This window comes from Saccharopolyspora ipomoeae (genome assembly GCF_029952525.1).
Lineage (GTDB): Bacteria > Actinomycetota > Actinomycetes > Mycobacteriales > Pseudonocardiaceae > Saccharopolyspora > Saccharopolyspora ipomoeae.
In genome coordinates, this window is record NZ_JASAOF010000003.1 from 66,625 (window position 1) to 79,246 (window position 12,622).

General features: G+C 70.3%; 11 protein-coding genes and 1 riboswitch. All 11 genes read right to left on the reverse strand.

Annotation, left to right across the window (positions count from 1 at the left end; translation table 11 throughout):
• Positions 1-136 precede the first annotated feature (136 nt).
• Complete coding sequence (locus QFW96_RS06930; protein ID WP_281455153.1) at positions 137-1,021, reverse strand: RluA family pseudouridine synthase; 885 nt, start codon at positions 1,019-1,021, stop codon at positions 137-139.
• A 41-nt stretch (positions 1,022-1,062) separates the two neighbouring features.
• Positions 1,063-1,674 (reverse strand): signal peptidase II, encoded by a 612-nt coding sequence (lspA, locus tag QFW96_RS06935; protein WP_281454719.1) that lies wholly within the window; start codon positions 1,672-1,674, stop codon positions 1,063-1,065.
• Positions 1,675-1,731: 57 nt separating this feature from the next.
• Entirely contained in the window at positions 1,732-3,054 is a 1,323-nt protein-coding gene (locus QFW96_RS06940) for an aminotransferase class V-fold PLP-dependent enzyme (protein ID WP_281454720.1), read from the reverse strand.
• 34 nt (positions 3,055-3,088) lie between these two features.
• Positions 3,089-3,204: riboswitch (SAM riboswitch) on the reverse strand.
• A gap of 286 nt (positions 3,205-3,490) precedes the next feature.
• A complete protein-coding gene (ileS, locus tag QFW96_RS06945; protein ID WP_281454721.1) occupies positions 3,491-6,643 on the reverse strand; it encodes an isoleucine--tRNA ligase in 3,153 nt (1,050 codons plus the stop codon).
• Between the two features lie 256 nt (positions 6,644-6,899).
• Positions 6,900-7,343, reverse strand: a complete 444-nt coding sequence (locus QFW96_RS06950; protein WP_281454722.1) for a hypothetical protein — start codon at positions 7,341-7,343, stop codon at positions 6,900-6,902.
• A 96-nt stretch (positions 7,344-7,439) separates the two neighbouring features.
• Positions 7,440-8,294 (reverse strand): DivIVA-like cell division protein Wag31, encoded by an 855-nt coding sequence (gene wag31 / locus QFW96_RS06955; protein WP_281454723.1) that lies wholly within the window; start codon positions 8,292-8,294, stop codon positions 7,440-7,442.
• A 51-nt stretch (positions 8,295-8,345) separates the two neighbouring features.
• On the reverse strand, positions 8,346-8,633 hold the full coding sequence (locus QFW96_RS06960; RefSeq protein WP_093413156.1) for a YggT family protein: 288 nt from the start codon (positions 8,631-8,633) through the stop codon (positions 8,346-8,348).
• 19 nt (positions 8,634-8,652) lie between these two features.
• A complete protein-coding gene (locus QFW96_RS06965) occupies positions 8,653-9,309 on the reverse strand; it encodes a cell division protein SepF (RefSeq protein ID WP_281454724.1) in 657 nt (218 codons plus the stop codon).
• Positions 9,310-9,380: 71 nt separating this feature from the next.
• Positions 9,381-10,115 carry a YggS family pyridoxal phosphate-dependent enzyme gene (locus tag QFW96_RS06970; RefSeq protein ID WP_281454725.1) on the reverse strand — a complete coding sequence of 245 codons (735 nt, stop codon included), beginning with the start codon at positions 10,113-10,115 and terminating at the stop codon, positions 9,381-9,383.
• Positions 10,112-10,822 (reverse strand): peptidoglycan editing factor PgeF, encoded by a 711-nt coding sequence (gene pgeF, locus QFW96_RS06975; RefSeq protein ID WP_281454726.1) that lies wholly within the window; start codon positions 10,820-10,822, stop codon positions 10,112-10,114. The genes QFW96_RS06970 and pgeF overlap by 4 nt, the downstream gene beginning before the upstream one ends.
• Before the next feature lie 73 nt (positions 10,823-10,895).
• Positions 10,896-12,392, reverse strand: a complete 1,497-nt coding sequence (gene ftsZ, locus QFW96_RS06980; protein WP_281454727.1) for a cell division protein FtsZ — start codon at positions 12,390-12,392, stop codon at positions 10,896-10,898.
• Between the last annotated feature and the right edge of the window lie 230 nt (positions 12,393-12,622).

Below are 12,622 nucleotides of genomic sequence, written 5' to 3' on the forward strand. Positions count from 1 at the left end.
CGGGTTCTGAGCGCCTTCGTGGCGAGTACGCCGTGACGCCGCGTATTCACATACTCAAGGAGCGGCGCACGGAGTCCACGGAGGCGCTCAGGTTCCGCCACCCGCACCGCTGAGCAAAGCAACCACGAACCAGTCCCTACTCGTCCTGATCGCGCAATTCGTCCAGTGCGTGCTGCAGGTCATCCGGGTACTCGCTCTCGAACGAAACCCAGCCGCCCGAGGGGTGTTCGAAGGACAGGCTCCGGGCGTGCAGCCACTGGCGGCTGATGGCCAGGCGTCGCGCCAGCACCGGGTCGGCGCCGTAGGTGAGGTCGCCGACGCACGGGTGCTTGATCGCCGAGAAGTGCACCCGGATCTGGTGCGTGCGACCGGTTTCCAGCTTCACGTCGATCAGCGACGCGGCGCGGAACGCCTCCACCACCTCGTAGTGCGTGATGCTCGGCTTGCCGCCGGTGACCACGGCGAACTTGTAGTCGTGGCGCGGATGCCGGTCGATCGGGGCGTCGATGGTGCCTCGGCTCGGATCCGGCAGGCCCTGCACGACCGCGTGGTAGCGCTTCTCGACCGTGCGCTCCTTGAACGCGCGCTTGAGCACCGTGTAGGCGTGCTCGCTCTTGGCCACCACCATCACCCCGGTGGTGCCCGCGTCGAGGCGGTGCACGACGCCCTGGCGCTCGGCGGCGCCCGAGGTCGCGATCTGCACGCCCGCCGCGGCCAGGCCGCCGACGACGGTCGGACCCTCCCAGCCGGGGCTGGGGTGCACGGCGACGCCGATCGGCTTGTCGATCACGACGATGTCGTCGTCCTGGTGCAGGATCTTCATGCCCTCGACCGGCACGGCGACCACCTGGATCGGCTGCTCGGCCGCGGGCAGGGTCACCTCCAGCCAGGACCCGGCCATGAGGCGGTCGGACTTGCCCGCGGGAGCGCCGTCGACCAGCACGTCACCGGCCTCGGCGAGCCCGGCGACGGCGTTGCGGGACAGGCCCAGCAGCTTGGACAGACCGGCGTCGATCCGCATGCCGTCCAAGCCCTCGGGCACCGGGAGGGTTCGGAGTTCGCTCACGACCGGTCGGCCTTCTTCTGCTTGCGGTGGACGGTGCCGTCGTAGTCGCGCCCCAGCAGCGACAGCAGCACCACGAGGATGCCGCCGCAGGTGATGCAGCTGTCGGCGACGTTGAACACCGGGAACACCTGGCCGCCGGGGGCCAGGAACGACAGGAAGTCCACCACGTGGCCCTGCAGCGGACCGGGCGCGCGGAACAGCCGGTCGCCGAGGTTGCCGCAAGCACCACCGAGCACCAGGCCGAGGCCCACGGCCCAGCCCGGCGAGCGCAGCTTCGGCGCCAGCCACACGATCACGCCGACCACGGCGATCGCCAGCAGCGCCAGCAGCCAGGTCAGGCCGGTGGCCATCGAGAACGCGGCACCGGGGTTGCGCAGGACGTCCAGGTAGAACAGGCCGCCGAGCACCTTCAGCGGCGCGTTGCCCTCCAGGTGGGCGACCACGATGATCTTGGTGATCACGTCCAGGACCAGCCCCGCCGAGGCCACGCCGAACAGCAGCGCCAGCAGCTTCCCGGACCCGCCCTTCGGGGCGTCCGAGGCCGGGGTCGTCTCGGCGTCCTCCGACGAGGAGGCCGCCTGCTCAGGAGGGGGGTTCTCGGTGCTCACCCCGCCATTGTCCCCGACCCCGGCGACCGGCCGAGCACCAGGACCGCCAGTCGGACCTCACAGCAGGAACGGCGGCAGCGGGCGCGCGTCCTCGACGGGCTCCCAGCGGCCCTCGACCTTCCGGTACTGCGCCGCAGGACCGTCGCCGACCAGCGACTTCAGCGCCGCGACGAGGCGGTCGACGTGCTCGGTCGTGGTGCCCAGGCCGAGGCTCACGCGCAGCGCCCGCTCCGCGTCCGAGCCCGCCCTGCTCAGCAGGTTCCGGGTGCCGAGGTGGGCGCAGAACAGGCCGTCGCGGACACCGATGGCGTGCTCCGCCGACAGGGCTGCGGCCAGCAGGCCCGGGTCCTGGCCGTCGACGGTGAAGCTGACGACGCCGACCCGGTCGTGCTCCGGCCCGAACAGGCTCAGCTCGCGCAGGCCCGGGACCTCGGCCAGCCCGGCGCGCAGCCGCCGCAGCAACGCCGACTCGTGCTCGACGACGCCCTCCCAGCGGGAGGTGAACGTCCGGCAGGCCGTGGCCAGCGCGTGCACGCCGACGGTGTTCGGCGAGCCCGCCTCGTGCCGCTCGGGCCCGGTGGTCCAGCTGACCGCGCGCTCGTTGACCGCGCGCGTCGCGCCTCCCCCGGCCAGGTGGGGATCGGCGGCGTTGAGCCAGTCGGCGCGGCCGATCAGGGCGCCCGCGCCGAACGGCGCGTAGAGCTTGTGGCCGGACAGGGCCGCGTAGTCGACGTCGAGCTCGGCGAGCCGGACCGGCCGGTGCGGCGCGAGCTGCGCGGCGTCCAGCACCGTCCGGGCGCCCCGGCGGCGGGCGACGCGGGCCAGCTCGGCGACCGGCCACAGCTCACCGGTCACGTTGCAGGCCCCGGTGAGCACCGCCAGCCGCGGCCCCTCCGGGCACTCCGCCAGCGCCGCGTCCAGGGCGGCGACGGCGTCGGCGGGGCTCTCGGGAGCCGGGATCCGGCGCACGTTGCGCCAGGGCAGCAGGGCCGCGTGGTGGACGGTGTCGAACACGACCACCGACGTGCCGCGCGGCACCGCCGAGGCCAGCAGGTTCAGGGCGTCCGTGGTGTTGCGGGTGAACACGACCTCATCGCCCTGACGTGCGCCGACGAAGTCCAGCAGGACCTGCCGCGCGCCCTCGTAGACGCGGGTGCAGACCTGGGAGGCGAACCCGGCTCCCCGGTGGACGCTGGCGTAGTACGGGAGCAGCTCGTCGACCGCGTCCCGCACCGCCGACAGGCACGGAGCGCTCGCCGCGTGATCGAGGTTGGCGTAGTGCGCGGTGCCGCCGGTGACCAGCGGGACCCGCAATCCCGCTCCGACCACGCCGGGCACGGCGACGGACTGGCTCGGAACATCGATGACGGCTGAAGACATCGCGACCCTCCCGGGGCCTCAAGGGCCCTCGGCGGGCCCGCGCTTGCCGAGCCGCACCGCGCGACCGGCCAGGTCCTCACCCGGGGCACCCCACCGCGGTTGGAGGGTTGCCGGCCAGCAAGCCGGGGCTTCGCGCTGGCACTCATGACCTTCAGGTGGGGAGATTAGCGGGGTGTCTCGGGAGTTGGCAAGGGGGTTCCGCTTTGTGGGATGCCGCCCCAGGCGTCTTGTCCTTAAAAAGGACCACCTACGGGTACGTTTCGCCAGGCAGTGCCAATTTCGTACGAAATTGCCTACCACTCAACGCAACTCACGTCGTCAACGCGGGCAATTTCGTATGAAATTGGCACTCCGCACCCCAGCAGAAGGACCACAAGCCCAACCGCAGAGGGCCCTTCGGACGAAGTCCGAAGGGCCCTCTGCCGTAGTCGAGTCCTCAGACGCGAGTGACCGAGACCTTGATCTCGACGTTGTCGCCGACGGTCCCCGTCACGCAGTCGTCCGCGGTTCCCGTGGTGATCTCGTCCGCGAGGGTCTCGCCTGCGATGAAGTCGCGGTGGGTCGCCACTGCAGCAGCGACCTCGTCCGGGGCCTCGACGGTGACCTCGATGCGGTCCGAGACCTCGAAACCGGCGTCCTTGCGGGCGTTCTGGATCACTCGTACGACGTCTCGGGCCAGGCCCTCGGCTGCGAGCTCCGGGGTGACCTCCGTGTTGAGCACGACGAGGCCGTCGCCGTCCGGCAGGGCCGCCGCCGCGCCCGAGTCCGTCGAGACCAGCCGCTCGGTGAACTCGCCGTCCTGCAGCTCGATGCCTGCGGCGACCACAGTGGACCCGCGCCGCTCCCAATCACCGGACTTGACGGCCTTGATCACCTTCTGGACGTCCTTGCCCAGCCGCGGACCGGCCGCGCGGGCGTTCACCGCGATCTCGAAGCGGCCGTGGGCCGCCACGTCGGTGCTCAGCTCCAGACCCTTGACGTTGACCTCGTCGCTGATCAGGTCCGCGAACGGGCGCAGCGCCTCGGCCTCCGGCGTGGCCACCACCAGCGAGGACAGCGGCAGCCGGACCCGCAGCTTGTTGCCCTTGCGCAGCGCCAGCGCCGAGGAGCAGACCTGGCGGACCTGGTCCATCGCCGAGACCAGCGCCGCGTCCGCGGGCAGCTCGTCGACCAGCGGCCAGTCCGCCAAGTGCACCGAACGACCGCCGGTGAGCCCGCGCCAGACCGCCTCGGCGGTCAGCGGCAGCAGCGGCGCCACCACCCGGCAGGTCACCTCCAGCACCGTGTGCAGGGTGTCGATCGCGTCCTTGTCGCCCGCCCAGAACCGGTCCCGGGAGCGGCGGACGTACCAGTTCGTCAGCACCTCCAGGAACTCCCGCACGTTCGCGGTCGCGGTCGCCAGGTCCAGCGCGTCCATCGACGCCTGCACGTCGCCGACCAGCTCGTGGGTCTTGGCCAGCACGTACCGGTCCAGCACGTGCGCGCTGTCGGTGCGGAACTCACCGCTCACGCCCTCGGCGTTGGCGTACAGCGCCAGGAAGTACCACGAGTTCCACAGCGGCAGCACCGCCTGGCGCACCGCGTCCCGGATGCCCCGCTCGGTGACGACCAGGTCGCCACCCCGCAGGATCGGGCTCGACATCAGGAACCAGCGCATCGCGTCGGAACCGTCGCGGTCGAAGACCTCGTTGACGTCCGGGTAGTTCTTCTTGGACTTCGACATCTTCAGACCGTCGTGACCCAGCACGATGCCGTGCGCCACCACGTTGCTGAACGCCGGCCGGTCGAACAGCGCCGTCGCCAGCACGTGCAGCGTGTAGAACCAGCCGCGGGTCTGGCCGTGGTACTCCACGATGAAGTCACCCGGGAAGTGGTGCTCGAACCACTCCGCGTTCTCCATCGGGTAGTGGACCTGCGCGAACGGCATCGAACCCGACTCGAACCAGCAGTCCAGCACCTCCGGCACCCGGCGCATCGTGGACTTGCCGGTCGGGTCGTCCGGGTTCGGCCGGGTCAGCTCGTCGATCTCCGGGCGGTGCAGGTTCGTCGGCCGCACCCCGAAGTCGCGTTCGAGCTCGTCCAGCGAGCCGTAGACGTCCGTGCGCGGGTACTCCGGGTCGTCCGAGCACCACACCGGGATCGGCGAACCCCAGTACCGGTTCCGCGAGATGTTCCAGTCGCGGGCGTTCTCCAGCCACTTGCCGAACTGGCCGTCGCGGATGTGCGAAGGAACCCAGTTGATCTGCTTGTTCAGCTCGACCATCCGGTCCTTGAACTGGCTCACGGCCACGAACCAGGACGACACCGCCCGCTGGATCAGCGCGTTGTCGCAGCGCCAGCAGTGCGGGTACTGGTGGTCGTAGGTCTCGTGGCGCAGCAGCAGACCGCGGTCCTTGAGATCGCGGGCGATGTGCTTGTTCGCGTCGAAGACCTGCATGCCCTCGTACGGCGGCACCTCGGCGGTGAAGCGGCCGTGCGCGTCGACCGGCACGACCGGGACGATGTCGGCGGCGTCGGTGACGAGCTTGTCGTCCTCACCGAAAGCCGGTGCGATGTGCACGATCCCGGTGCCGTCGTCGGTCGTGACGTAGTCCGCGGCCAGCACCTGGTGCGCGTTCTCGCGACCCGCGAAGAAGTCGAACGGCGGCTGGTAGCGGGTGCCCAGAAGGTCCGAGCCCTTGTAGCGGGCCACCACGCGGTCGGCGACGTCCTCGCCCAGCTCGCGGGCGTAGGCCGACAGCCGCGCCTCGGCCAGCAGGTAGCGCTCGGTGCCCTGCGCGGGCGCGACCAGCGCGTAGTCGACGTCCGGGTGCACCGCGGCCGCCAGGTTCGACGGCAGCGTCCACGGGGTCGTCGTCCACACCAGCGCCAGCGCCCCGTCGAGCTCCGAACCCGGCGCGGTCAGCCGCAGGCCGACCGTCACCGCCGGGTCCTGGCGCGGCCGGTAGCCGTCGTCCATGCGGGTCTCGGTGTTCGACAGCGGCGTCTCGCAGCGCCAGCAGTACCAGAGCACCCGGTAGCCCTCGTAGACCAGACCCTTGTCCCACAGGGTCTTGAACGCCCACATGACGCTTTCCATGTAGTCCAGGTCGAGCGTCTTGTAGTCGTTCTCGAAGTCCACCCAGCGCGCCTGGCGGGTGACGTAGTCCTCCCACTCCGCGGTGTAGCGCAGCACCGAGGTCTTGCACGCCTCGTTGAACGCGGCGATGCCCATGCTGTCGATCTCGGCCTTGGAGGTGATGCCCAGCTGCTTCTCCGCCTCGACCTCGGCGGGCAGGCCGTGGGTGTCCCAGCCGAACCGGCGCTCGACGCGCTTGCCGCGCATCGTCTGGTAGCGCGGGACCGCGTCCTTGACGTAGCCGGTCAGCAGGTGGCCGTAGTGCGGCAGGCCGTTGGCGAACGGAGGACCGTCGTAGAAGACGTACTCGTTCGAGCCGTTGTGACCCGCCTCGCGCGCGTCGATGGAGGCGCGGAAGGTCTTGTCGTCGGCCCAGAAGTCCAGCACCTGGCGTTCGATCGCCGGGAACGCGGGCTGGGCCGCCACGCCGCGCTCGTCGGACGCGCCGAAGGAAACCTTGGGGTATGCCATCGCGGAGTGCTCCTAGCACTGAGTCGTTGCCGCCCAATTCTCGGACGGGGACGACTCCCGGACGCGCCGGGCACCGCGGTACCACCCCGCTTGCCGACGGCAGGAACGCCGACGGCCACTCGTTGCCGGCTGTGACGGGCCGGACCCGTCCGGTTCTACTGAGGCGCCCGCGAGCACCCGTTCTTCCGGAGGCTCCCCGGTGATGGCCGGATCAACGCCTGGTCCTATCAGAGTACCGGGATCGCGCCAGTGGTTTTCACCGGCTCCGGCGGGACTCCACCGCGATGGTCGCGTTGGGCGCGCACCGGGCGCACGGGGTGAACCCCAGTTCCCGCGCCTCACCCAGCTTCAGCGACAGCGTCTCGGCCTCGCCGAGCCACTCGCAGGTCCGCACGTGGTAGCGCGGACGTTCGTCGATCACCACGACCTCGGCGTCCTGATCGGCCGCCTCCGCCGCGTTGCTGCGCTCCTGCGCCGGCTCCGGTCCCGGAGCACCGGGCCGCTGCCCGGTTCGGTGCCGTCCGCCCCTGGCGGGTCTCGCCCCGCCCCGACGGGCCCTGATCCGGTCGACGACCAGCAGAGCCGCCCCGAGGGCGCTCGCCAGGACCGAGATCCACGCGAAGCCGGACCCCGCCCCGAGCACGGCGGCCACCAACGTCGCGGCGGCCACCAGGACCAGAAGCAGAACTACCAGCAGCACTCGTGTTCCCGTCTCTCGCCGACCCCCGCTCGGCAGAGACCGGCGGTGACGGGCAACGACCCATCACCGCCGGTTCGCCAAGTCTTGATCGGGGAATCAGCCCGCTTCGGCCGCCCTCGCCCCGAAGCTGTAGCTGGTGGCCTGCTGACCGGAGGAGCGGCTGCCGCTCCCGTTGCTCTCCGCCGGTGCGGCCGAGCCTCGGTCCTGCAGCTCTCGCAGCTGAGACTCCAGGTACGTCTGCAGCCGAGTGCGGTACTCGCGCTCGAACGTGCGGAGAGTCTCGATCTTCTTCTCGAGGGCGTTCTTCTCGTTGGTGATGTTGCCCATCACCTCTGCGTGCTTGCGCTGCGCGTCGCGCTCCAGGCTGGCTGCCTTGTCGCGCGCCTGCCGCTCCAGCGTCTCCGCCCGGGTGCGGGCGTCGTTGAGCATCGTCTCGGCACGGGTCCGGGACTCGTTGACCATGCTGTCGGACTTCGAACGAGCCTCCGACAGCAGCTGCTCGGACTTCGTCCGGGCCTCCGACAGCATGCCGTCGGCCTCGGCCTTGGCCTCACCGGTCAGCCGGTCGGCCATCTCCTGCGCGAGGCCGAGCACCTTGGCGGCCTGCACGTGGTGGTCGCCGCCGGGCGAGGTCTGCTCGGCAGCGGTCGGCGCCGGAACCGGGGTGAGCCGGCGCGGTTCCTCCGCGGGGGCGGCTGGAGCCGAGGCTGCGGCGGCCGACGCGGACGCAGCCTGGCTGCGAGCGTCGTCCAGGTCGACCTGGGCGGACTGCAGCTGGGTCTCCAGCTGCTCCACCTGGCCACGCAGGTCGTTGTTCTCCTCAACCAGCCGGGCAAGCTCGGCTTCAACCAGGTCGAGGAATGCATCCACCTCGTCCTCGTTGTAGCCCCGCTTGCCGATCGGAGGTTTGCTGAACGCGACGTTATGCACGTCGGCGGGGGTCAGGCCCACAAGATCACCTCACGCACTCCTTCGGCAGCTGCGGGTCGGTCGGGTTCCCCGTCACCCGGCCGGTTGCACCAGTCGCATCAGTATGAACACGACCAGCAGCAGCACCATAATCGATAGGTCCAGTCCGACGCCGCCGATCCGGACCGTCGGAATCACCCGACGCACCAACTTTACGGGTGGGTCGGTCACTGTGTAGATGCTCTCCAACGCGATTGCAACCCCCCCAACGGGCCGCCAGTCGCGAGCGAACACTCTAACGAGTTCCACCACGATACGCGCCGTGAGCAGGAGCCAGAAGAAGAACAGAACGTAGAACAGGACGATCTGCACCGGGTTCACGCCTCAACTGTGCCACCACTCACCCGTAGTTGAAAAAGGCCCCCTCTGCTAGCCGCCTCTTGTCCTCGGCCGCCACGTCCACATTGGGCGGTGAGAGCAAGAACACGCGGTTGGTGACCTTCTCGATCGAACCCCGCATCGCGAACGCCAGACCTGCGGCGAAGTCGACCAGGCGCTTGGCGTCGGCCTCCTCCATCTCGGTCAGGTTCATGATCACCGGCGTACCGTCCCGGTACTGCTCGCCGATGGTCCGCGCCTCGCTGTAGCTGCGCGGATGCAGAGTTGTGATCTTGCTCAAGTTGAACTGAGTACCGGTGTCGGTCACCGCCCGCAGACGCGAAACGCTCTCGCTTCGCGGCTGATCGTTGGGCAGAGTGCTGCGGGACGCCGTCTCCGGCGCCCACTGCCGACGGGGTCGCGGCGACTCGCGGAACTCCTCGGCGTAGGACTCGGTCTCCGCATCGGCCTGAAAACCGCCGCGGGTGCCCGCCGACCTGCGCCGGGGCGCACCCCGGTCGTCGTCGTACGCGGCCCGGTCGCCGTAGGTCGGACGGGAGTCGTACGCGGGACGGTCATCGTCGTACCGGTCCCGGTAGCCGATCTCGTCCTCGTACTCGTCCACCTCGTCGGCCGGGACCATGCCGAAGTAGGCCTTCAACTTGTGCAGAGCGCTCATCGGCATGCCCTTCCTCTGCGGCTCCCTGACACCGAGCACGAGGCGGCCGGCCTTCGACCCCCTTTTGACGGCTACGGCGAGGTTAACCGCCGCCCGCCGAGCAACGCGGTTCCGACACGCACCCTGGTCGAGCCGTGGGCAACGGCACTCTCCAGGTCACCGGACATCCCCGCCGACACCTCAACAGCTTCGGGGTGATCGACTCGCAAGCGCTCGGAGATCGACGAAAGTGTGGTGAACGCCACAACCGGGTCGCCTCCCAATGGAGCAACAGCCATCACGCCCCGCAGTCGAAGATCGCTCCTTCGAGCGATCATTTCTGCGAGCCGGTGAACGTCCTCGGGCGCGGCACCGCCCCGACCGGTCGTCCCGTCCAGGCTGACCTGCACCAACACGTCCAGCGGGCGCTCCCGCTCGCCCGCGTCGAGGGCGTTGGCCGCGGCGCGCGCGAGCGCCTCGGCGAGCCGCTCGCTGTCGACCGACTCGACGACGTCTGCCCACCGGGCCACCGCCCGCGCCTTGTTCCGCTGCAACTGCCCGACCATGTGCCAGCGCGACGCGGCCTCCGGACGCAGCTCCGCGAACTCGGCGACCTTGCCGCGCGCCTCCTGCTCCCGGTTCTCGGCGAACGCCGACAGGCCGAGATCGGAGAGAAGAGCCACATCGGATGCCGGGAAGGTCTTCGTCACAGCGAGCAGCTCGACCTCCTCGGGAGACCGGCCCGCGGCGCGGCAGGCCTTCGCGAGTCGCTCACGGACCTCCGCCAGCGACTCGGCCAGCTCGGCCCGGCGCTCCTCCGGAGTCACTCGTCCTCCATCCAGATCACCGACGCGAAGCGCCCGGTCCTGCCGTTGTCGCGGCGGTGGCTGTAGAGCTCCGGGGTCTCCATCGTGCAGCGCGGGTCGACGCCGATCTTGGCGATGCCGACCTGGGCGAGCTGCTCGAACAGCCCCGCGCGCAGGTCCAGTCCGGTGGTGCCCTTGCGGGTCTTGCAGGCGCTGCCCGGCAGGTGCTTCTCGACGTCGGCCTGCATCTCCGGCGGCACCTCGTAGCAGGCGCCGCAAGCGGCGGGCCCGATCAGCGCCTCCACCCGGTCGAGCCGAGCCCCGGCCTCGCGCATCGACTTCAGCGCTTCCAGCAGCACTCCCACGCGCGCGCCCACGCGTCCCGCGTGGACCGCGGAGATCACCCCGGCCTCGGGGTCGCCCAGCAGCACCGGAACGCAGTCCGCGGTCAGCGCCACCAGCGCCAGGCCAGGCCGCGCCGTGACCAGCGCGTCGGAGGCCTCCGCCGGGGCGTCCTGCGGACCGTCCACGGTGGTCGCGGTGCGGCCGTGGATCTGCTCCATCCACACCAGGTGGTCCTCGGGCAGACCGATGCCGTCGGCCAGCTTGCGCGTGTTGGCCGCGAGCGCCTCCGGCTCGTCACCGACCTTGCCGCCGAGGTTGAAGGAGTCGAACGGCGCCTTGGAGCTGCCGCCCTCCCGCGTGGTGGTCACGCGCCGAATCCGCACCTTGTCCATCCTCCTGAGAAAAGAAATCGACACCGGAGACGCTGGGTCTCCGGTGTCGATTCTCGCTCATCCGTCAGCGCCGCATGAACGGCGGAATGTCGACGTCGTCGTCGTTGTCGTCGCCCACCGGGACGGCCCGGTTCGGCAGCCCGCCCGAACGAGCCGGACCGGTCGAGTGCGTCGGGTAGCCGCTGGTGCGACCCGGCACCGACACGCCCTGCTGCCCGGTCGACGAACCGTCACCGCCGTAGGACCGCTGCTGCGGCTGGCTCGGCGCTGTCGGGTTCGACGGCTGGTAGCTCGACTGCTGCTGCGCCGACTGCTGGGGGGCCGCCTGCTGCTGCGCCGACTGCTGGGGCGCCGCCTGCTGCTCGACCTGCGGCGTCGCCGGCCGCTCCGGAACGGGCTCCGACTGCTGAACCGGCTGCGCGGGCTGAACGGGCTGAACCTGCTGAGCGGGTTGAGCCTGCTGCTCGGGCTGGGCCGGGACCGACTGCGCGGGAGCGCTGGTCGTGGTCTGCTGCGGAGCCTCGGTCGCGGGCTTGTCGGCCTTCGGCGCGGGCGCCTCGCCCTCGTCGCTGCGACCGCCGACCCGGGTCGGCTCGAGCTTCTTGTGCGTCGGCGTGCCGGAGTCGAAACCGGCCGCGATCACCGTGACCCGGACCTCGTCGCCGAGCGAGTCGTCGATGACCGTACCGAAGATGATGTTGGCCTCGGGGTGCGCGGACTCCTGGACCAGCGACGCCGACTCGTTGATCTCGAACAGGCCGAGGTCGGAACCACCCGCTATGGCCAGCAGAACTCCGTGGGCGCCCTCCATCGAGGCCTCCAGCAGGGGCGAGTTGATCGCCTTCTGCGCGGCTTCGACGGCTCTGCCATCACCCCTCGCCGAGCCGATGCCCATCAAGGCGCTTCCCGCACCGGACATGACGCTCTTGACGTCGGCGAAGTCGAGGTTGATCAGACCGGGCGTGGTGATCAGGTCGGTGATGCCCTGGACACCCGAGAGCAGCACCTCGTCGGCCGAGCGGAACGCGTCCATCAGGCTCACGCCGATGTCGCCGAGCTGCAGCAGCCGGTCGTTCGGGATGACGATCAGGGTGTCGCAGCAGTCGCGCAGCTCCTTGATGCCCTGCTCGGCCTGGGACGCGCGGCGCTTGCCCTCGAAGGAGAACGGCCGGGTGACCACACCGATGGTCAGCGCACCGAGCTTGCGCGCGATGTTGGCGACCACCGGGGCGCCACCGGTTCCGGTGCCGCCGCCTTCACCGGCGGTCACGAAGACCATGTCGGCGCCCTTGAGGACCTCTTCGATCTCCTCCGCGTGGTCCTCGGCGGCCTTGTGGCCGACCTCAGGCGCCGCACCGGCGCCGAGACCGCGGGTGAGCTCGCGCCCGATGTCGAGCTTGACGTCGGCATCGGACATCAGCAAGGCCTGCGCGTCGGTGTTCACCGCGATGAACTCAACACCTTTGAGCCCGACCTCGATCATGCGGTTCACGGCGTTGACGCCGCCGCCACCGATGCCGACGACTTTGATCACCGCGAGATAGTTGTGCGGGGGCGTCATCGGATCCGCCTTCCTGATCGTGGCTGGTGTGCTCTCTGCATCGACCGCCGGGACGGCCGCTGAGCCGGTGCCGCCGATGCGGCTCCCCCTGGTCGCCGGCACGGGAATTGCCGTACATCCGATCCCGTGCCCGGTCCGGACCGTAGGCGTGATCTCGCCCCTGCGTCCAGCAGCCACGCCGGTTTCGGTAGCAGCAGTTTTGTGCTGTGCACCTCGTCGTTTCCGCCCCG

Coding starts and splice junctions, on each gene's coding strand:
- QFW96_RS06930 (WP_281455153.1), bottom strand. CDS start 1,021: ATGCGGATCGACGCCGGTCTGTCCAAGCTGCTGGGCCTGTCCCGCAAC.
- QFW96_RS06940 (WP_281454720.1), bottom strand. CDS start 3,054: ATGTCTTCAGCCGTCATCGATGTTCCGAGCCAGTCCGTCGCCGTGCCC.
- ileS (WP_281454721.1), bottom strand. CDS start 6,643: ATGGCATACCCCAAGGTTTCCTTCGGCGCGTCCGACGAGCGCGGCGTG.
- QFW96_RS06965 (WP_281454724.1), bottom strand. CDS start 9,309: ATGAGCGCTCTGCACAAGTTGAAGGCCTACTTCGGCATGGTCCCGGCC.
- ftsZ (WP_281454727.1), bottom strand. CDS start 12,392: ATGACGCCCCCGCACAACTATCTCGCGGTGATCAAAGTCGTCGGCATC.